Origin of the sequence: Desulfosarcina alkanivorans (genome assembly GCF_009688945.1) — a bacterium.
Lineage (GTDB): Bacteria > Desulfobacterota > Desulfobacteria > Desulfobacterales > Desulfosarcinaceae > Desulfosarcina > Desulfosarcina alkanivorans.
Genome location: NZ_AP021874.1, coordinates 841,441 through 860,730, shown reverse-complemented (window position 1 = coordinate 860,730; position 19,290 = coordinate 841,441). Strand labels below are relative to the sequence as shown.

Annotated in this window: 18 protein-coding genes; 6 read left to right on the top strand and 12 right to left on the bottom strand. The window is 58.9% G+C overall.

The genetic code is table 11. The annotated features are described in order from the left end of the window. Positions 1–91: 91 nt before the first annotated feature. The 3 genes from DSCA_RS03850 to DSCA_RS03840 are packed head-to-tail and all read right to left on the bottom strand — an operon-like array spanning position 92 to position 2,864. The gene (locus DSCA_RS03850) at positions 92–940 is read right to left on the bottom strand and encodes an NUDIX hydrolase (protein WP_155315176.1); all 849 of its coding nucleotides are present in this window, start codon (positions 938–940) and stop codon (positions 92–94) included. Beyond that, positions 937–1,737, bottom strand: coding sequence for a YpsA SLOG family protein (locus DSCA_RS03845; protein WP_155315175.1), 801 nt, complete (start codon positions 1,735–1,737; stop codon positions 937–939). Before DSCA_RS03845 ends, DSCA_RS03850 begins: the two co-directional genes overlap by 4 nt. Further along, the gene (locus DSCA_RS03840) at positions 1,734–2,864 is read right to left on the bottom strand and encodes a lytic transglycosylase domain-containing protein (RefSeq protein ID WP_167527591.1); all 1,131 of its coding nucleotides are present in this window, start codon (positions 2,862–2,864) and stop codon (positions 1,734–1,736) included. Before DSCA_RS03840 ends, DSCA_RS03845 begins: the two co-directional genes overlap by 4 nt. A gap of 198 nt (positions 2,865–3,062) precedes the next feature. Here DSCA_RS03840 and DSCA_RS03835 point away from each other — a divergent pair, with 198 nt between their 5' ends. Further along, a complete protein-coding gene (locus DSCA_RS03835; RefSeq protein ID WP_155315173.1) occupies positions 3,063–4,673 on the top strand; it encodes a sigma 54-interacting transcriptional regulator in 1,611 nt (536 codons plus the stop codon). 14 nt (positions 4,674–4,687) lie between these two features. On the opposite strand, the gene DSCA_RS03830 is transcribed toward DSCA_RS03835, so the two are convergent. Together DSCA_RS03830 and DSCA_RS03825 are read right to left on the bottom strand one after the other, a co-directional pair. Continuing rightward, the gene (locus DSCA_RS03830) at positions 4,688–5,113 is read right to left on the bottom strand and encodes a hypothetical protein (RefSeq protein WP_155315172.1); all 426 of its coding nucleotides are present in this window, start codon (positions 5,111–5,113) and stop codon (positions 4,688–4,690) included. A 207-nt stretch (positions 5,114–5,320) separates the two neighbouring features. Continuing rightward, on the bottom strand, positions 5,321–5,812 hold the full coding sequence (locus DSCA_RS03825; RefSeq protein WP_155315171.1) for a YbaK/EbsC family protein: 492 nt from the start codon (positions 5,810–5,812) through the stop codon (positions 5,321–5,323). A gap of 238 nt (positions 5,813–6,050) precedes the next feature. Here DSCA_RS03825 and DSCA_RS03820 point away from each other — a divergent pair, with 238 nt between their 5' ends. From DSCA_RS03820 to DSCA_RS03810, 3 genes are read left to right on the top strand one after another with little or no spacing between them, the layout of a single operon-like run. Beyond that, entirely contained in the window at positions 6,051–7,070 is a 1,020-nt protein-coding gene (locus DSCA_RS03820) for a TRAP transporter substrate-binding protein (RefSeq protein WP_155315170.1), read from the top strand. Positions 7,071–7,084: 14 nt separating this feature from the next. Beyond that, the gene (locus DSCA_RS03815) at positions 7,085–7,576 is read left to right on the top strand and encodes a TRAP transporter small permease (RefSeq protein ID WP_155315169.1); all 492 of its coding nucleotides are present in this window, start codon (positions 7,085–7,087) and stop codon (positions 7,574–7,576) included. 48 nt (positions 7,577–7,624) lie between these two features. Beyond that, positions 7,625–8,926 (top strand): TRAP transporter large permease, encoded by a 1,302-nt coding sequence (locus tag DSCA_RS03810; RefSeq protein WP_155315168.1) that lies wholly within the window; start codon positions 7,625–7,627, stop codon positions 8,924–8,926. A gap of 251 nt (positions 8,927–9,177) precedes the next feature. Here DSCA_RS03810 and DSCA_RS03805 read toward each other — a convergent pair whose 3' ends face one another. From DSCA_RS03805 to DSCA_RS03775, 7 genes are all read right to left on the bottom strand, one after another. Beyond that, entirely contained in the window at positions 9,178–10,134 is a 957-nt protein-coding gene (locus DSCA_RS03805) for a DUF3192 domain-containing protein (RefSeq protein ID WP_167527590.1), read from the bottom strand. Between the two features lie 38 nt (positions 10,135–10,172). Beyond that, positions 10,173–10,670, bottom strand: a complete 498-nt coding sequence (gpt, locus tag DSCA_RS03800) for a xanthine phosphoribosyltransferase (RefSeq protein ID WP_155315166.1) — start codon at positions 10,668–10,670, stop codon at positions 10,173–10,175. Beyond that, on the bottom strand, positions 10,667–11,929 hold the full coding sequence (locus DSCA_RS03795) for an iron-containing alcohol dehydrogenase (protein WP_155315165.1): 1,263 nt from the start codon (positions 11,927–11,929) through the stop codon (positions 10,667–10,669). Before DSCA_RS03795 ends, gpt begins: the two co-directional genes overlap by 4 nt. A 51-nt stretch (positions 11,930–11,980) precedes the next feature. After that, the gene (locus DSCA_RS03790) at positions 11,981–13,150 is read right to left on the bottom strand and encodes an iron-containing alcohol dehydrogenase (protein ID WP_167527589.1); all 1,170 of its coding nucleotides are present in this window, start codon (positions 13,148–13,150) and stop codon (positions 11,981–11,983) included. A gap of 45 nt (positions 13,151–13,195) precedes the next feature. Further along, a complete protein-coding gene (locus tag DSCA_RS03785; protein WP_155315163.1) occupies positions 13,196–15,616 on the bottom strand; it encodes an aldehyde ferredoxin oxidoreductase family protein in 2,421 nt (806 codons plus the stop codon). Positions 15,617–16,014: 398 nt separating this feature from the next. After that, positions 16,015–16,671 (bottom strand): isoprenoid biosynthesis glyoxalase ElbB, encoded by a 657-nt coding sequence (elbB, locus tag DSCA_RS03780; RefSeq protein ID WP_155315162.1) that lies wholly within the window; start codon positions 16,669–16,671, stop codon positions 16,015–16,017. A gap of 45 nt (positions 16,672–16,716) precedes the next feature. Next, positions 16,717–17,100 carry a thioesterase, FlK family gene (locus tag DSCA_RS03775; RefSeq protein WP_155315161.1) on the bottom strand — a complete coding sequence of 128 codons (384 nt, stop codon included), beginning with the start codon at positions 17,098–17,100 and terminating at the stop codon, positions 16,717–16,719. Positions 17,101–17,254: 154 nt separating this feature from the next. Between DSCA_RS03775 and DSCA_RS03770 the strand changes: the two genes are divergently transcribed. Continuing rightward, positions 17,255–18,373 (top strand): M24 family metallopeptidase, encoded by a 1,119-nt coding sequence (locus DSCA_RS03770; RefSeq protein WP_155315160.1) that lies wholly within the window; start codon positions 17,255–17,257, stop codon positions 18,371–18,373. Positions 18,374–18,376: 3 nt separating this feature from the next. Beyond that, the gene (gene xerD, locus DSCA_RS03765; RefSeq protein WP_155315159.1) at positions 18,377–19,282 is read left to right on the top strand and encodes a site-specific tyrosine recombinase XerD; all 906 of its coding nucleotides are present in this window, start codon (positions 18,377–18,379) and stop codon (positions 19,280–19,282) included. Positions 19,283–19,290 lie beyond the last annotated feature (8 nt).

Here is a 19,290-nt window from a genome sequence, read left to right as displayed (position 1 = left end):
TGCACTGGCGGATTTCAAAACGGATCCTCTACACCACCGCCGCTTAAAAATCAACCGCCCCCACGATCCGTGCAAACGGACCGGCCCTCGATCAAGACGGGGACCGGCCCTTCAGGTAGCGGCTGTCCAACCGGCGGTGGATTACCGGCAACGATGCCATCGGGGGGGGGGCAAAATCGAAAATGGTTTTTAAAAACCCTTCGGTGATCCGATAGGTCGCCCCCCACAGCAGCTCATCCCGGCCGTGGTGACGGTGGACAAAACAGGGCATGTCCCGATAGGGCATGTCCGGCTCACCGGGCGCAGGTGACCTGAACGACAGGCGATAGCGTGCATAATTGGCCGGTTCGAAGAACGTCGACAAAGGGATGCGGACGATCTTGGCCACCTCCCAGTTGGGGAAAAACCGGTGCTGGCGGTTCACCCATCCGGCCAGCGGGTAAATGGCACGCTTGAACATGACCAGGTGCTGGGCGGCCATGGGCCCCAGAAAACGGACCCCAAACGGATTGAGCCGCATCTCTTCCACCCCTTCCCGCAAACCGGCCGCCAGCAGGAGCGCCAGCTTGCGGAAATCAGACCTTCGGTAACGCCGCCACCATTTTCTGTGGGGCCAGCGGGCCAGCGGTGTTGCCGGAAGATTGAGCCCTCTGGCCAGCCAAAAATCCAGTGCCGGCGAGATGCCGCCGCCCGGGCAGCAAAGGTCGCCGGGTTGGGTAACCTGCTGGGAGCGTTTGTTCAGAATCAGGTACGGTTCACCGGTGGCCCCCTGGGTCAGCAGGAAAAGCACCGCGGAGATTCGCCGCAGGTCGCCATTGGTATTGAACGCGAGGGCTTCCGGAGACTGGCGATGAAGCCGTTGCTGAACGAGGCGGAGAAATGTCTCGGGAGACCGGGGAATCAAGGGCATGGCCCGTGTTGTGTCGGTGTTCGCGCTCATTTCACGACCCGCAGCCGGTAAGTGGTTCGCAACCGATCCCAGAGGTCGCGGATAATTACGGCGGCCGCGTCGGTGGCCGGCAGTTCCCACCGGCCGGAACGCCGGCGGCAGTCGGTTAAAAGCACACTGCCGGCAGCGAACAGATCAAAATGGCGATTGATGTATTCACCCAGCGAACCGTGCAGGGAAACCAGTTCTCCTGCAGCCATATTGGCGATGGTGGCCCGGTCCTTGAGAGACATTGCCTTCTCCAGATGATCGACCGCCTCGGCAATGCTTTCCACGGCGACACCCCGCTCAACCTTTCGATTCCGTTGGTTCTTCGCCTGCAACGGCGTGGTTATCCCGGGTTCCATCATACCAAGAAAAAAAGTCGCCTCCAGTATGCTGGCCACCCTTTCCGGCCTGGAATCCGCTTCCCCGTCCACGTGCAACACCTTGATCCGGTTTTCGGTGATCCACTCGGCCGCCCGCCGGGACGCGGTGAAACCCATTTCACGGGCAAGGTTTAAAACCAGCAGTGGCTTGTTCATGCGAAAAATGATTTTTTTGGTGGCTTCCAGTCGCAGGGATATCTTTTCTCCCTCGGCAAAATACAGGGTTCCGTGACCGGCGCCGACCGCTTTTTCGACGACATCGGAAACGCAGGCCCCGGGCAGCCGCTTCAGCCGATACTTTTCCGCCGCCGGTTCACCTTCCCGGCACCATCCGCCATAAGCCAACCCCAGCTTGATGGCGATGTCCAGGGCGGCGGCCGCAACACCGGTCTGCCCACTGGCTATAATTTTTTCTATCATCCGTCAGCGTCTCCATCCGCCGTGTCGAATCCGTTTCCATTTTTCGCTGCCGAAGGAAAAACAACCAGCCGCTGGCCGGGATGGATCACCCGTTTGATTCCGATACGATTCCAGATGAGCAGCGCGGCGAGGGGCACATCGAATTTTTGGGCGATACCGGAAAGGCTGTCACCTTTTTGGACCACGTAGATACGCTGGCTGCGCAGGGTGGTGTCCGCCTGGATACCGGCTGCCAGCCGAGCCTGAAATCCGTTTTCCCCATCGACGGGAATATGGACCATACGGGTCCCGGCTGCCAGGTAGTGTCCCCGCAGTTCCGGGTTCAGGTCCTTGATCGTTTTGAAATCGGTTCCCGCCGCGTCGGCGACCAGGCGCAGGGGCAGATCCTTGAAGGCATCGATGGATACGGCTGTAGAAGGTATCGGGGAATAGAAATCACTTCTGGCAAGCGTGAATCCATGTTTCTGCGGGGCTTCGATAATTCGTTTGATGGCCAGGATCCGAAAAACGAAACGCTGGGTTTCCAGGGGAAGGTAAAGCCGGTAGTAATCGGTGGTGCCCTGCTCCAGGATCTCCGCTTCAAGGCCTTCTTCACCCATATTGTAGGCAGCCAGGGAAAGGCTCCATGAACCGAAGCGCTCGAAAAGATCCTTGAGGTAGGCCATCGCCGCCGGCGTACTGAGATAGAGATTGCGGCGCTCGTCGAAATCCGAATCAACCACCAGCCCGTATTTCCTGGCGGTCTGGGGCATCAATTGCCATACACCCATGGCCCCTTTCGGGGAACCGGCATGCATCCTCAGTGCGCTTTCGGCAACAGCCAGATACTTGATATCGCCAGGAAGACCGTTTTTTTCTATCATTTGCTCGATAAAGGGAAAGTATCGCCGGGTTCTCTTGAGCCAGAGGATCACCTGGGGGCGATTGCCCATGGATACCAGCATCTCCTTTTCGAACCGTTCCACCACCAGGGGGTCTTCAACGGGTACCGGCTCCCCACACAGCCGAACCGGTGATTCCAGCACCAGTGCACCGAGCAGCCCGTCTGCACGATCATGAGCAGCGGTGATTCCGGCACAAAGCGCTGATCCGGAAAGCGAGAGCAGCAAAAAAATAACAAACCGCATGAATATCATCGCCTGTAAGGTTTCGTCACGGGTTTTGTGCAGCCACGAAGACCGATGGTTACCCCGACCAATAGACACTGAACCAGTCCCTACCATAATCAGTGTGGCCGATTTGTCACTTGCATACGGGCCCATGAGTTTCTATAGTCCACCAACGGATGACGAATTCGTGAAAGCCCCCCGAAGACCGGAGCCGCCATGGAAAGCCAATCGTATAAGCTGAACCTGCTGTTTCTGGATCGCATCGGCATTGTGGCCGATATCTCCAGACGCCTCGCCGACCGGTCCATGAACATCCTTTCCATGGAAGTTGAACGCAGGCAGCAACTGGCCGATGTATACCTGGCGGTCGCCCCGGTGCTGCAGGAAATGACCGCCGGGGAAATCCTCGAAACCCTGTCCGGCCTCGACGGGCTTCAGTCCATTCGTTTTATCAAGACCATGCCCAACGAAAACCGCCAGAATACGTTTCATACGGTGCTGGACAATGTCAGCGACGGCATCGTTTCCATCGATGCCAAAGGAAAAATTACCACCATCAACCAGTTGGCACGTACCATTCTCAACTGCCACCATCGCGATCTGATCGGACGGCGGATCGATCAGCTGGCGGCCATGGACGCCCACCTGCTTTCCTGCCTTGAGGGCAAATCCTATTCGCGCATCCGGCGCAGCGTGTCCACGAACAACGGGCAGTTCGAGTTTTTCACCAGTGCCCGACCGATTGCCGATTCGACCGGACGAATCATCGGTGCCGTTGAGATCATGAAAGACATGAAAGAGATCAAAGCCCTGGTTGAAGAAGTCTCCCAGCCGGAAAACGTCTCCTTCGATGCGTTTGTGGGAAACACACCGTCGGTTATACAGGCCATTTCTTTTGCCCGTAAAATCGCGCCGACCCCCTCCATCGTATCCATTCGCGGCCAAAGTGGCACCGGCAAGGAACTTTTCGCCAGGGCAATCCATGCCGAAAGCGGCCGGACCGGTGCGTTTATTCCCGTCAATTGCGCTGCCATCCCCGACGCACTCCTGGAAAGCGAATTGTTCGGCTACGAGAGCGGCGCCTTTACCGGTGCACAAAAAAGCGGCCGCGCCGGCCTGTTCGAGCAGGCCGGCGGCGGAACGCTTTTCCTTGACGAAATCGCCGATCTTCCGCCGGGTCCACAGGCCAAAATCCTGCGGGCCATCCAGGAAAAGCGCGTCAGGCGAATCGGGGGGCGATCGGAAATCGAAGTGGATGCACGCATTATCACCGCCACCAACCGGAATCTGGAACGGCTGGTGGAATCCGGAGACTTCAGGCAGGATCTGTATTACCGCATCAATGTGCTGCCCATCCACTTGCCGCCCTTGAATGCCCGGACCGAAGACATCCGGGCGTTGGCGGACCATTTTCTCTTTCAGATCAACTGCAGGCTGGGCAGCGATCTGCAACACCTCTCATCCGGTGCACTGGAAAAGCTGGTTCACCACAGCTGGCCGGGGAATGTCCGCGAGCTGAAAAACGTAATCGAACGGGCCGCCATTTTGTGCGACACCAAGAAAATCGGTGTTGAATCGATCCTGTTCAGTTTCGACCTGGCCGCCCCGGCACCTTCCGGGAACAGAACCGCCAAACCGGCAAACGATGGAGGTCCGCTCACCCTCCAACTGGACGCACTGGAACGGCGGATTGTCGTCAATGCGCTCAAAACGGCCAGAAGCATCCGCCAGGCCGCCGGTCGCCTGGGCGTTTCCCACACCACCTTGCGAAACAAGATCAAAAAGCACCGGCTGCCGCCACTCGCCTCCCTTTCACGGGTGAAATGACCCGGGACCGGTCGTCATTCCAGATTCAACCAACTGCAGATCAGGCTTTTCACCTCGGATTTATCCATCTTTTCACCCGAGACCGAAACCAGCCCCAGGCGAAGGGAAATCCGCTCATCGTCACCCCAGGGCCACCAGGCGGCGTAAAGCACCACGCCTTGAAAAGGATCCATGGTGAACACTTTCTGGCCCGGTACGACACCGAATCCAGCCTGAAAAAAATCACGGATGGGGGCCTCGGCATCGTTGATGGTGGCAAAATCCCATTTGTGTGAAAATTCAAGCGTCAACGGGAGTTCGACCATGATTTCATCTTTCCGGTCAATCACCGTCAGCGCCAGGTTGAACTCCTTGTCCCACCGCCACGGGCAGTCTTCAGGAATATTGAGGCTGATGCGTTGGCAGATGGTTTCCAGATCGTCCAGGTCAGTGCGTGGCATGGGTTTCCTTTTCTGTGCAGGATGGTGGCCAAGGGAAGGTACTCCTGACGGGGTTCAGTCGCCTTGACGGGTGCCGTTTCCTCGTTTTTCGATCAATTATAAATCAACCCACGACCTTATGGCAAGGGCCGTGAGAATAACGGCCCGTATGGACAGGGTCACCCCGTTTGGGATTTCAGCATGCAATGGCAAAATTGCCCCGGGCCGTCATTGCAGCGTTGTCGACATGTCAACGGGAGTTGCGGAAAGGGTTTTCAGCAGGACCCCCGGTTCGACCTCGACCAGAAAGCCCCGTTTTCCGCCGTTGATAAAAATCGTTTTCATCTTCAGCACGGTGGCCTGGACATAGACGGGCAACGCCTGGCGGGTGCCGAAGGGACTGATGCCCCCCACCTGGTAGCCGGTGCACCGCAAGGCGCTTTGCGGCGTTACCGGAACCACCTTTTTCGACCCGATGAACCGGGCCAGCCGCCTCGTGGAAACCGCCCGGTCACCATGCATGAGGGCGAGCAGGGGCGCCCCACCGCCGGTTTCCATCACCAGCGTCTTGACGACACGCCCTTCGGGAACCTGCAGTTCCGAAGCGGCCTGCCGGGCCCCGCCATGATCGGCATAGCTGTAAAGAAAGGGTTTGAAATCGACCTGTTTCGACCGCAAAAACCGAACGGCCCGGGTAACGGGGAATCTGAGCTTGGCCACGGACACGATCCTTTCCAGGCATGCCGGATTTTTTATCAGGACGGGGTCCGGCTGCCATTTATCCAAAAACCGGTTGACACCGATGGCCTTTTATATCAAGTTGCTATCTATTTTCATAGGCTGGTGCACCGGCTGGTGATCTTAAGCTTTTCTGCATCGGATCTATGAATATACGCGATTATTTCCCCGATGTTCAATGTCAATTTGTCATGTTATGGCAGAATACAAAGGAGCGCCGATGAAATCTGTTCGCCTGTTCGTTTTGAGCCTGGTCGTCATCGTGATTGGAACAACCGCCATGTTTCCTGCTGTCGTCGTGGCAAAACCGATCCATCTGACATACAGCATATTTTTTCCCCCCACCCATGGCCAGTGCCTGGCAGGCATGGAATGGGCCAGGGAAATCGAACGCCTGACGGACGGCAAGGTCAAAATCACCGTATTTCCGGGCGGGACCCTCACCAAGGCCAACCAGTGCTACGACGGCGTCGTCAAGGGCATTTCGGATATCGGCATGTCCTGCTTCGCCTACACCCGGGGGCGTTTCCCGGTCATGGAGGCCCTCGACCTTCCCCTGGGCTACCCCAGCGGCCTGGCCGCCACCCGGACCGCCAATGCCTTTTACGAAACATTCAAACCGGCTGAACTGGATGACGTCAAAGTGCTTTACCTGCACGCCCACGGCCCCGGGCTGCTGCACACCCGCAAACCGGTCAGCACCCTGGCCGACCTGCAGAACATGAAGATCAGGTCCACCGGGCTCAGCGCCAAAGTGGTCGAGGCCCTGGGCGCCGTTCCCGTGGCCATGCCCCAGGGCGATACTTATGAATCCCTGCAAAAGGGCGTGGTAGAAGGCACCTTCGGCCCGATCGAGGTGCTCAAGGGGTGGCGCCAGGCAGAAGTGGTCAAATACACCACGGACTGTAACGGTGTGGGATACACGACGGCCATGTTTGTGGTGATGAACAAGGCCAAATGGAATCAGCTGAGCCCGGAAGTCCGGGACATCTTCGAAGCGACCAGCCGCAAGTGGATCGATGTTCACGGGAAGCGATGGGACCAGGGCGACCAGGAAGGGCGCACGTATGCCACCAGCCTGGGCAACGAGATCCTGCAGATGGACAACGATGAAACCCTCCGCTGGAAAGAAAAAGTGCGCCCCATCATTGACGCCTACATTTCAGGGGCGGACGCCAAAAATCTGGATGGACGGAAAACGGTCCAGATGCTCACCGGCGCTATCGACGGCCTAAAATAATCGGGAGCGATGCATTGAATCGGATTGAACGCCTGGTTGGCCGACTGGCCTCGTTTTTCAACGGCATTGCCGCCGCCGCTGTGGTGGGGATGATGGCGCTGACCTGCCTGGATGTGGTATTGCGCTTTTTTCGTCACCCCATTCCCGGCACTTACGAAATCGTGGGTATGCTGGGCGCCGTCTTCGTTTCTTTTTCCCTGGCCCGCACTTCCGTCGACCACGGGCACATCGCCGTCGATTTTTTGGTACAGCGTTTCCCCAAACGGCTGCAGCATGCCGTTGAAGCCATCAATGCCGGCATCTGCGCACTGCTGTTCACCGTTCTGGGTCGCCAGTGCCTGCTGTACTCGCGCGATCTGAAGGCCAGCGGCGAGGTGTCCATGACACTGCAGATGCCTATCCACCCGTTCGTTCTCGGCATCGCCATCGGATGTGCCATGCTGAGTGTGGTGCTATACGTCCATTGTGCGTCATGGTCGCTGAAAACTTTCAGGACGCCCGTTTAGACCAACGTTGAGGGATACCCAAAGCCATAACACAGTAAGGAATTGTCGATGAGTCCCACTATGGCCGGCATCGCCGGCCTCATTTTGTTGTTTGTCCTGATCTTTACCAAAATGCCCGTTGGTTTTCTAATGGCCCTTCTGGGCGTGGCCGGTTTTGGTTATATCGTCACCGTGGACGCGGCCCTCAACCTAATGGCCAAAGATCTGTTCGATGTCTTCGGTTCTTATAACCTGACCGTCATTCCGCTGTTTATCCTGATGGGCCAGATCGCCTTTCATTCGGGGATCAGCAGCCGGCTGTTCAAGGTGGCCTACACGTTCATCGGCCACTGGCCCGGCGGCATGGCCGTGGCCACGCTGGGTGCCTGCACGGGTTTTTCGGCCATCTGCGGGTCCACCAACGCCACCGCCGCCACCATGGCCGCCGTCACTCTGCCGGAAATGAAAAAATACAACTACCAGGACAGTCTGGCCACCGGCGTCGTGGCCGCCGGTGGCAGCCTGGGCATCCTGATCCCGCCCAGCGTCATTTTCATCATTTACGGCATCATGACCGAGCAGTCCATCGGCAAGCTGTTCATGGCCGGCATCGTGCCCGGCGTCATGCTCACCGGGCTGTTTATCCTGGCCGTGGTCGTCTGGGCCACCCTGCGGCCGGAAGTAGCCCCCCGGGGACCCCGTACCACCTTGAAGGAGAAGCTGGCATCCCTGGCCGGTCTGGTGGAAACCCTGATCCTGTTTGCCCTTGTCATGGGCGGTCTCTTCTTCGGCATCTTCACGCCGACGGAAGCCGGCGCCATTGGTGCCATGGGGACCCTGATCATCGCCACTGCGCGTAGAAACATCACCGTAAAAGGCTTCATCCAGGCACTTTTTGAAACCACCCGTATATCCTGCATGGTCCTGGTGATCGTGGCCGGCGCCACCATTTTCGGCCATTTTCTGGCCATCACCCGGATCCCTTTCGATGTGGCCAGCTGGGTGACCGGCTTCAACCTGCCGCCTTATCTCATCATGGCCCTGATTATCGGCGTCTACCTGGTGGGAGGCTGTTTTATCGATGCCCTGGCCTTTATCATGCTGACCGTGCCCATCTTTTATCCGGTCATCATCTCAATGGGTTACGACCCCATGTGGTTCGGCGTCATTATCGTTCTGGTCACCCAGATCGGGGTCATCACCCCGCCGGTGGGCGTCAATGTCTATGTGGTCTCCGGCGTGGCGCGGACCGTCCCCCTGGAGGTCATTTTCAAAGGGGTCATACCCTTGCTGGTCGCTCTGGTTGCGGGGGTGGCGCTGATGATCCCCTTTCCCCAGATCGCCCTGTTCCTGCCCGGGTTGATGAAATAACGGCAAGCGTTCACAGGGTACCGCATCTGCTCCGTTGCCGGGCTTTTGAAGTACAAGCAGCGCGCCTGCATGCCCGCCGCCTTGCATCTGCGGCACCGTGTAAACGCCTGCCGTTTGGTGTTTTCAACACGTTGATCGCTTCAACCCCGCAAACGCTTACAGATAAAGCCCCGTTGAAACGTAAAAACCGCACATCCCGTGGAGGGGCCGTGCGGTTTTCTTTTCGGAAAGGGTCTGTTGACTGGAACTGTTTATTGAAACAGTTTGCTGATCCGTCCCGATTCCCGGTTCTGGAAGATCAACTCGCCGGGCTGGACCTCCCTGCTGAAATCAATCTTGCCGTGGGAAATGCCGCCGGGCTCCAGGACGCTGTCCAGGCTGTCGCTGATCTCACACCTGGCCGGGTTGCGGTCACTGTCCAAAAGGGTGAAATAGTCGGGGTGGGTGGTGATAATCTGCTGGCTCACGTTTTTCACCCATACGTAGAGGGATCCGCTGCCCATGTCGTGCACGGCCATCTCGGCAGTGCCGTTGCCGGTATAATGCCGCAGCTGCTTATTGCGTGTATCCCGGGCCTGTTCCCATTCACGCCGCTGCCTTTCTTTGGCCTTGCGGGCGGCGCGATCCTGCCGCGCTTTTTTTTGCCGGACCAGCCGTTCTTCGTAAAAGGCCACTTTTTTCTGGTATCGGGAATTATCCGGATCCAGATCCCTTAACTGGCGATATAACTTCAGGTTCAACGCGGCATTGGAGACGGGTACGGGTTTCACTTTTTTTTCGAGGGCGGCGATTTTATCCCGGCGTTCGGTTTCCGCCCGTTGCCGGGCCAATTCGGCCATTTTCGCTTCCCGCCGGGCTTTTTCTGCAATCTCTGCCTGTCGTTGGCGTTCTTCTTCCTCCCGGGTCCACTGATCGGTCAAATCATTTCCGACCTCGACCACCTTCCCGTTCTCGAAAGCGATCGGTGTGCACAGCGCGGTCAAGGGCGTTGTCCCGTCGGCCTTGCCGGTTTTGGTCTGGTAAAAGACCACGAAGCGGCGGTCGTTGATATCGTTTCTGAGATCGGGGGGGCCCATGGTTTCAAAAACGGCCGCCTGGGTGTCGCCCGGCTCTATCCGACCCAGCGCGTCGATATTTTTTTGAATGTCCAGATGGACACAGCCCGTCATCACAACGGCTGCGATGAAAACGATCACCCTGATTCGCATTGCAACGGTCTCCTTGGTCCATAAAGCGGGCATCATGGCTACACGTCCTGCTGTTTTCGTCCTGCAATGGGTTTTGCAAACTGAATTTCGGAATCCCAGGGGAACAGGATCCAGGTATCCTGGCTGACCTCGGTCATAAAGGTGTCCACCAGGGGGCGTCCGGCCGGCTTGGCGTATACGGTGGCAAAATGAGCCTTGGGAATCATTTCGCGGACCAGCCTGGCCGTCTTGCCGGTATCCACCAGATCATCGATCAGCAGCCAGCCGTCCCCGTCCCCGGAGGTGGCTTTGAGCACCTGGATCTGTCCCCGACGCCGCCCAGCGTAACTGGCAATGCAGACGGTGTCAACCAGGCGGATATCCAGTTCCCTGGCAATGATGGCGGCCGGAACCAGCCCGCCACGGGTAATGGCAATGATGCCCTGCCAGGGACCCAGTTCAATCAGGCGCCATGAGAGCGCCCTTGCGTCCCGTTGCAGTTGTTCCCACGAAATGGGATAGGTTCGATTATACGTGTCTTTGTTGGTGGTGGTCATCGGATCTGAAGGCTGCCTCTTCTGACGAGATTTCGATCGAGCGGGGTTCCCTCCCACGCGTGTGACATGACCATGATCAGATCGTCACGGTCTATTTCCTCGGGATTGTAAAAAATGGAGCCGTCCCCCATGGCTTTATCCGCAATGTCGTTCAACTTTTCCACCGGCACGCTGGCGTTGCCGTCCGGCCCCGTAATTTCCTTGAAAAAACGGGCGTGCCGCCCGCCGGTCTGCTGATGAAGGCGCTGGTTCAACTGCCGTATGACAGCAACGAGCTGCTGCGCACGAAGATGGGCCGGGGTGCGCGCATAAGTCTGCACCCCGGCCAGGGGAAGCAACAGCTGAGCGGCCAGATGGCTGTTTTTATGCATGTTGTACTCCAGACCATAGGGCAGCAAAATGGCCATGCAGGCGCCATGTGGCACACCGCATACCGCTCCCACCGAATGGCCCAGCGTGTGGACCATGCCGACCATGGCATTGGAGAAAGCCACCCCGGCAAGGTTGGCCCCCACGGCCAGCGCCAGTCGGCCATCGGCATCGTCCGGCTCCTTTATCACACTCATTAAATTTTGACCAATCAATTCAACGGCCATCAGGGCGTGGGCATCGCTTACCGGATTCTTGGCCAGGCAGGTGTAGGCCTCGATGGCATGGGTCAGTGCATCCATGGCCGTGGCCGCCGTAACAGCCGGCGGCAGCGTCAGGGTCATGCGCGGATCCAGGACGGCCGCATCGGGCAGCAGGAAATAGGAAGTGAAAAGCATTTTCAAATTTCGCTCATGGTCGGCAATCACCGCCACCAGCGTAACCTCGGAGCCGGTGCCGGCGGTGGTCGGAACAGCCACCAGCGGTTTCAGCGGCCGCGTCAGCCTGCCGGCACCGGAAAACTGCATCAGGTCATCGGCATCTTCAGATACGATGATATTCACACCTTTGGCCGTATCCATCACCGAACCGCCTCCCACGGCCACAATGGCATCACAGCCCTTTTCCCGGTACACAGCGGCAAGGCGGTGAACGGCTTTCAGGTCGGAATCCGGGGGAACGTCGTCTTCCACGGCTCCGATGTGGATGCCCGGGGTGATGGCGTCCGAAACGATATCCACCAGCCCGGCCGCAGCAACCCCCTTGTCCGTGATGATCATGGGGCGCCTGGCACCCAGCCGTTGAACCAGTCGGGGTATCTTTTCCAAGGCCTGGTGGCCGGCGACGGTGTTAACGGGGCAGAAAAATTCGTAGTAGCCCGGGAAATGCATGGTCAGCTCCTGTGAAAGAGAGTCGTTAAATTCAGCCTGCGGCCGGCCGCGTCATCCGGTCATGACGCCCTCACCCGCCCGGGCGGTTTCGATAATGCGTTCCAGGCAATCATCGATGCGGCCGCGTTCGCCCCGGGAGCGGGCACGCTGGATCTGTTCTTCCGTCAATCCGGCCTGATCCAGGGACGCTGGAATCTTCGAATCCAGACGGGCGTTGAGGCCATCGAAAAACTCCCACAGCAGGGCAATGGTGCGCGGCGTTTTCAAGTCGGGCGCTGTCATCGCGAAAAGGTCCGTGCCCACCATGGGGTAGAGCAGCTGGCCCACTTGATCCGAACCGGTGTTTCCGGCCTCTGCCAACAGATACGGCAGCAGCATGGCCATCAAAAATCCCCGGGGAGGTCCCCCCGGTTCGTTCAGCCCGAGAGCCAGGGTGTGGCAAATCCCCGGCGATACGGCAGAAAACGCGCAACCTGCGGCCACCTGTCCGTTGACCACCGCACAGAGGCTTTTTTTACGCTCGGTTTTTCCCAGGGCCGGGGGCAGGTATTGGGTTATCAGGCCGATAGCCGTGTGGGCATATGCGCGGCACATCGGTCCGGCAGCGTCATCCAGAAAGGCCTCCACGGCGTGGACCAGCGCAATCAGCGCCCCATCGGCGACCTCCCGGCTGTCTTGCCCGTCCATCATCGCCGGGTCGATAAACGCCGCGGCTGGAATCAGCCGCCGGGAACACAGACGGCGGCTGCCGTCGCTGGCATAGCCTGTCGCTTCGTCGCCGTTTCCGCCGGGCGTGGCAACCATCATCAACGGCCGCAGCGGCCCCGGGTCCGCATCGTTTCTCTCCTGGCCAGCGGCATCCCCGCCGTCCCCCGCCGAAACGATCAGGTTCAGGCATTTGGCCGTATCCACCACCGAACCGCTGCCCACGGCAACGACGCTGTCACAGCCGCCGTCACGGTACATCCGCGCCAGTAAGGATATCATCTCCGGGTCCGGTTCGCCGCTCAACCGGTCGTAAACGCCCAGCGTCAATCCGGATGTTTTGAATGCATCGACCACCGTTTTGACCCGTTTTTTACCAACCCGGTCACGGTTGGCCAGTATCAGTGGTGCGCTGGCGCCGACCGCGGACAGTTCGACGGGCAGGTGGGCCAGTGAATGGCGGCCACAGTTGATTTTCAATGGGCAGGAAAAGGAAAATTCACCGGGTAGCTGCATCGTATTCTCCTTGATAAAAACAGCGCCGCGATTCACGGCCATGGCTTAAAAGCCTGCAACCGTCCGCAGGTATATCAGAAGCCGACCCCCATATTTGCGCAGGGGCGGCCATCGGGGGTATCGCCTTACCGCCAGTGAAGCCAGCAACCGGGGCAGAAGAAACACCTCCACCATATCCAGAATGCGAACCACCGTGCAGGCGGCGGGGATATCCCCATCCACGATCATCCGGTCCCTGGCCACGGCCGTAACCGTGGATTCCTGAAAGGTGAAAAGCAGGATCGCCGCCTCGATGTTCTTAATGGTCAGCCTCAGGTCGACGAAGCGTTCTCCCGGGTCGCCGCCCAGGTATTTCACCTGGCCTGCCCGGTTTTTGCCCACCACCATGGCCGGGCCCTGTGGTGCAACGGCCAGGGCGAAGGTAAATCCGTCCGGAATGGTGTCGAAGGCGCGCCGAACCTCCCGATCCACCCGGGAGGCAGCCTGGATGGCGCGCCCGACGGCCAGGAGCATGATGGCCAGGTAGGCCCGTTTGAAAGGCTTGCCGCCGGGTGACACCATCCTGAAATGGCCCATGCGCGGGTCCGTGGCGATTTGGCTTTTGGCGTCGATACCCAGGCCACGGCATGTTTTCGGGGTGGGAATGCCCTGGGCATCATATCCCCGCACCCGGTAATAGGCATCGAGCATCGGCTGCAGGGGAACCGTTCGTTTTCGGGTGTCGCATCCCCGCCCTTCGACCAGAAAGCGCCTGGGCAGGATATCGTCTTTCCGGGAAATGCCCTCTCCGGTGTTCATGATGCGCTCGAGCACATGGATCCGCGCGCCGGCCCTGAGCATCTGCCACTGGTTCAGCCGGAGTCCCGTCACCGATCGCCAGAGTTTGGAAAAAATGCTGACGTCCATGAGCATGATGGCCACTCCCGGCAGGTACTGCATCGTCAGGCCGAGCAACCATTTGGGGGTGTATTTCACGATGGGGGGCTCCAGCACATAGGCGTAGGCGGTAAACTGGCAGGTGTGCAGGGAGTTGACCGCCGCGTACAGGTTCTCAAAAAACTTGACGAAGCGGGCTTTGGCGCGGACGGTATAGGGATTGAGAAAACCAAAGGTCACTTCGAGGGCAAAGGTGGTGGCCGACAGATGACAGGCGCCCCGGTTGGCCACCGCATAGGCCAGCCCCTGGCCCCAGGATCCCCTTGGGTCGTAGGCAGGCATCTCCAGCCCCTTGATCTGGATAGCGAAATCTGCACCGCCGTATCGTTGGGACAATCGCCGGGTACCGTTGGCCATCTCGTCGCCGAACCCCCGGCGATGGGCCATGTCATCCAGGGCCTGGAGGATCCCCTGATCGGATCCGAATGCCAACCCGGTACTGATCAGGCCTTTTTGACCGGCTTCCATGCACCAGGCCAAAACGGCCCCGGCGGAGATGGTGTCGAGTCCCAACAGATTGCAGCGGTCACTGAATCCGGTGATCGTATCCGGATCGAAAATACCCAGATTGGGGCCCAGCAGGCCGACGGTTTCATATTCGGGAATCTGATGAACGCTCCCGTCCGCATGGGTACCCTTGTGCCCGCACATGATGGAACAGGGTTTACAGGTGCTGGGCCTGGCGTTGTAACGCTGCCGCATGGCCTCCCCGGACACCTGCCCGGCCCGGGGATGGCTGCCTCCCTGGAAATTGTTGACCGGCAGAATGCCGTTGTCATTGCACCAGTTTACGTGGCTGCTGGTGCCGTAATGGCGGTAATCGTCGGCGGTCACCGGGTTGTTGTTGATATAGCTGCCCGCCCGTTTTTTGGCGCGGCTGAACAGTTTCATGTTCGCGGGGACGATTTTTACCGCTTTTCCCCGGGCAACGACGCCTTTCAGATTCTTGGACCCCATCACCGCGCCCAGGCCGCCGCGCCCGAGATAACGATGCCCGGAGGTCACGTTGGCGATGGGGACCCGGTTTTCACCGGCCGGTCCGATCGCCAGAACCCCGGCGTTTCCATCCGGGTTCAACTGTTCCTGGGCGTCGCGGGTATCCATCCCCCAGCAATGGGCCCCGTCCACGATCCGTGCCCCGTGTTCATCAATGTCAAGGACCACCGGTGACGGCGCCCTGCCGGTGACCAGCAACCCGTCGAACCCGGCGGTTTTCAGGGCCATCCCGAACGGACCGCCACAGGACGAATGCACCATGATGCCGGTCAGGGGGGATTTGGTAACGGCTGAGAAACGCCCCGTGCAGGGGGCGCCGGTGCCCATCAGCACACCCATCATGAAGGCCAGGTAGTTTTCCTCCCCCAACGGGTCGATTCCCGGCGCCATTCGGTCATAAAGCAGTTTGAGGCCCAGTCCCTTGCCTCCCAGAAAACGCCGCCGGTCATTGTCGTCCACTTGAAACTCGGTGGTCTTCCCGGTTGACAGGTTCACCTCGATAATCCGATTGCTGGTTCCGATGATGGTCTTCATGTAAGGTTCCCCATATGTTGTCGCTTCCGCCGTGCACCCGCGAACTGAATCAAACAAGATTCTGATTTTGAATCAGATTCGAACCCTACCTCATTTTCCCGGTCAGGGCAACGGTCAGGGCCAGGTGCCCGGCGGTTGTAATTATGATCTACTATGGATTAATAACGCCGGTGAGAAGACCATGTTCACGATAGCCGCACCCATCTGAATGCGTGAATCATTCCGGATGGAAGGAGCGGCGACGTCCCGGTCAGCGATCATCCCGAGACGGTCGGCAGCGATCCCGGGCCTGGCCGCAACGGTTGAAAAAACCGCAGGCATCTTCACGCGAATCACGGACAGGCCCCGGATCTGTAAGGAATCCGGGGCCCGTTCTTTGGCCGGTTAAAATGGAAGGGTCAGCACAGGGACAGCACCTTGTCGACCAGTTTTTCAATACCCGTGGCCACGTCCTTGATGCCGGGTCCGAGCATGTAGGCCGGTGTCGTAACGATCCGGTTGCTTTCATCGACACAGATATCCGCAACGCCGCAGTCGGCATGCTCACCGCCCATGGAGGCGATGGCCGCAGCCGTTCCGACGTCGTTTCCGATGGTTACGCGGGGAGATCGCCCGGACAGGGCGCACACGACCGTTGCCGGAGCGATGCAGATGGCGCCAATGGGTTTGGACCGGTCCACCATTTCGCCCAGCAGCCGCTGCACCTGGGGATGAACCTGGGCCCCGGGCCCGTTGACCGCAAAATCACTCAGGTTCTTGGCCGCTCCGAACCCGCCGGGGATGATCAGCGCATCGATGTCGTCGGCGGCCACCGTGCTCAGGTCCACGATTTCCCCACGGGCGATGCGGGCCGATTCCACAAGCACATTTCGCCGTTCATCGGAGGTCTGCTGGGTCAAGTGATTGATGACGTGCAGCTGATCCGTATCCGGAGCCATGCACCGTATGGATGCCCCCGCCCGATCCAGAAACAAAAGGGTCAATACCGCTTCGTGGATTTCGGCACCATCAAAAACACCGCATCCGGACAATAGCACACCAATTTTCTTTGCCATCAGGAATCCTTTCAATGCCTGTTGAAGATAGGGTTGTCTCAGTCCTCATTCCAGTACATGCGTGTCCAATACAAAACAGGTGAACATTCCCTGAAAGACCTCTTCGTCATCCTTGCTCACACTCACGGAGACCCAATATTTTTTCCCTTTGACCTCCCGGACCCGGGCGCGTGCGACCACCGTCTCCCCCGTGCGCACCGGTTTGAGAAACTTCACATCCGATGCCCCGAGGACCACATGGGGATGATTGACAGCGATCATGGCGGCATAGTCGGCGGCACCGAAAATAAATCCGCCGTGAACCAGTCCGCGGTCGTCGGCAGCCATCCGGTCCGTGGTGACCAGCTCGACCAGACTGCTTCCGTCTTCTACGGACAGCGGGCGGCCGCACAGCGTCTGGTCGATATGACGATGGGTATCGATCTTCATCCTGACCTCCAGGGGCGCTTCGGGTAAAAAAGCACCCGAATCCAACACAATTAAAGATGACGGCGTGGGTTGAAAAGAGAATTCAATCATAATAAAAAGGGGGCAACGCTGTCAATCCATTGCGCAGGGTCACCACCTGACGAAAGGATCATCCTTGAATTCGACAATCGAAAAACGCATTGCAGCGATCAGGCAGATGCTGGTCGAAAAGGAACTGGACGCACTGATGGTATCGATCCAGGAAAACCGTTATTACCTGAGCGGTTTTACCGGAGAGGACACCCAGTTCGACGAATCCGCGGGCGTGTTGATCATCTCCGACCGCCATCTGGTGCTGGCCACCGACAGCCGTTACGAATTGCAGGCCCAAAGCCAGGCGCCCGGATTCGACGTTGTCTGCTACCCCAAAGGCCTCGAAAAAGAATTGCCGGAAATCGCCGCCAGCCTGGGCATTCGGCGTCTCGGCGTCGAGAGCGTCCGGATTTCCCAGAAAAATTACACAGCCTACGCCGATGCGCTCGCCAAAATGAATCCGAAGGTGGCGCTGACGCCCACGGAAAACATGGTGGAGTCGCTGCGGCAAATCAAATCCGAGGAGGAGATCCAGCGGACTGTCGCGGCCCTGCGGCTGGCTGAAAACGCGTTCGCTCGGACCATCGATGCCCTCCGGCCGGGCATGACCGAAAAGCAGGTGGCCTGGTCCATGGAAAAAACCATGCGCGAAGCCGGCGCCCAGGGGCTGTCGTTTCCCGTTATCGTGGCGTCCGGCCCCAACAGTGCCCTGCCCCACGCCGTTCCCACGGACCGCAGGCTGGCACCGGGAGAACCCATCCTCATCGACTGGGGCGCCCGTGTGGATGAATACTGCTCGGACACGACCCGAACGGTGGTGATGGGCCCACCGGACGACCATTTTTTGAAGGTCTACGATACGGTGGTCGAGGCCCGCGACCTGGCCATTGCCGCCATCAGGGCCGGTGCCGGCGGCACAGGGATAGACAAGGTTGCCAGGGACCATATCAGCCGAAACGGATTTGCCGGCAAATTCGGCCACAGCCTGGGCCACGGTACCGGACTGGCGGTCCATGAACGTCCCCGGCTGAGCCCGATCAAGAACGACCGGCTGGAAGCCGGGATGATCGTTACCGTCGAACCGGGCATCTACATTCCCGGCTGGGGAGGAATCCGCATGGAAAACCAGATCGTGGTCCGCCCCGATGGCGCCCAGGTGCTCAACGATCCCGCACCCTTCACCCCCCGGATCAGGGTGTAGACCATGGACTGCAACCCGGACTACCGGCAGCGCATGGAGCAGTACCAGACGTTTCTGGTGGTGGAAAAAGGCCTGAGTGAAAAAACCATCAACGCATACCGCAGGGATCTGATCGAATTCGGCCGTTTTTTGAAAAAACAGAAAGCGAGCACGGTTTCCGGGATCGACACGGGATTGATCCTGTCCTACCTGATCCATCTGAGGGCACGGGGACTGAGCGCCCGTTCACGGGCGCGCCACCTGGTCAGCCTGCGGGGCTTTTTCAAGTTTTTGACCCATGAAAAGATTATCGAAAACAATCCGACGCTACAGGTCGACCTGCCCAAAACCGGCATGCACCTGCCCGATGTACTGACCGTGGCCGATGTGGAGGCGTTGATGGCGACACCGGACCTGGGCCGGCCCGAAGGCCTTCGGGATGCCGCCATGCTGGAACTGCTTTACGGGGCCGGGCTGCGGGTGTCCGAACTGATCCTTCTGGAAATGACCGGCGTCAATCAGGAGGCCGGGTTCGTCCGTGTTTTCGGAAAAGGCGCCAGGGAACGGGTGGTTCCCGTGGGCCGGGTGGCCCTGGCCGCCATCCGCAAGTATGTGGACCAGTCACGGCCGTTGCTGCTTAAAAACCGTTCCAGCGCTTACCTGTTTGTCACCCGCCGTGGAGGCCCCATGACCCGGCAGAGTTTCTGGCACCTGATCGGCCGCTACGGCCGCCTGGCCGGGTTAAATAAAAAGGTAACCCCCCATAGCTTAAGGCACTCTTTTGCCACCCATTTGCTCGAAGGCGGTGCCGACCTTCGTGCCGTCCAGATGATGCTGGGCCATGCGGATATCGCCACCACCCAGATTTACACCCATGTGGCCCAGCGGCAGTTGGTCGAAGCCCATAAGAAATACCACCCCAGAGGATAACGCCATTC

Excerpts from the sequence above, each read along its gene's own strand:
- DSCA_RS03775 (WP_155315161.1), bottom strand. The coding sequence starts at position 17,100 with ATGAAGATCGATACCCATCGTCATATCGACCAGACGCTGTGCGGCCGC.
- DSCA_RS03810 (WP_155315168.1), top strand. The coding sequence starts at position 7,625 with ATGAGTCCCACTATGGCCGGCATCGCCGGCCTCATTTTGTTGTTTGTC.
- DSCA_RS03795 (WP_155315165.1), bottom strand. The coding sequence starts at position 11,929 with ATGCATTTCCCGGGCTACTACGAATTTTTCTGCCCCGTTAACACCGTC.
- DSCA_RS03845 (WP_155315175.1), bottom strand. The coding sequence starts at position 1,737 with ATGATAGAAAAAATTATAGCCAGTGGGCAGACCGGTGTTGCGGCCGCC.
- elbB (WP_155315162.1), bottom strand. The coding sequence starts at position 16,671 with ATGGCAAAGAAAATTGGTGTGCTATTGTCCGGATGCGGTGTTTTTGAT.
- DSCA_RS03805 (WP_167527590.1), bottom strand. The coding sequence starts at position 10,134 with ATGCGAATCAGGGTGATCGTTTTCATCGCAGCCGTTGTGATGACGGGC.
- DSCA_RS03835 (WP_155315173.1), top strand. The coding sequence starts at position 3,063 with ATGGAAAGCCAATCGTATAAGCTGAACCTGCTGTTTCTGGATCGCATC.
- DSCA_RS03820 (WP_155315170.1), top strand. The coding sequence starts at position 6,051 with ATGAAATCTGTTCGCCTGTTCGTTTTGAGCCTGGTCGTCATCGTGATT.
- gpt (WP_155315166.1), bottom strand. The coding sequence starts at position 10,670 with ATGACCACCACCAACAAAGACACGTATAATCGAACCTATCCCATTTCG.
- DSCA_RS03785 (WP_155315163.1), bottom strand. The coding sequence starts at position 15,616 with ATGAAGACCATCATCGGAACCAGCAATCGGATTATCGAGGTGAACCTG.
- DSCA_RS03850 (WP_155315176.1), bottom strand. The coding sequence starts at position 940 with ATGAGCGCGAACACCGACACAACACGGGCCATGCCCTTGATTCCCCGG.
- DSCA_RS03830 (WP_155315172.1), bottom strand. The coding sequence starts at position 5,113 with ATGCCACGCACTGACCTGGACGATCTGGAAACCATCTGCCAACGCATC.
- DSCA_RS03790 (WP_167527589.1), bottom strand. The coding sequence starts at position 13,150 with ATGCAGCTACCCGGTGAATTTTCCTTTTCCTGCCCATTGAAAATCAAC.
- xerD (WP_155315159.1), top strand. The coding sequence starts at position 18,377 with ATGGACTGCAACCCGGACTACCGGCAGCGCATGGAGCAGTACCAGACG.
- DSCA_RS03840 (WP_167527591.1), bottom strand. The coding sequence starts at position 2,864 with ATGCGGTTTGTTATTTTTTTGCTGCTCTCGCTTTCCGGATCAGCGCTT.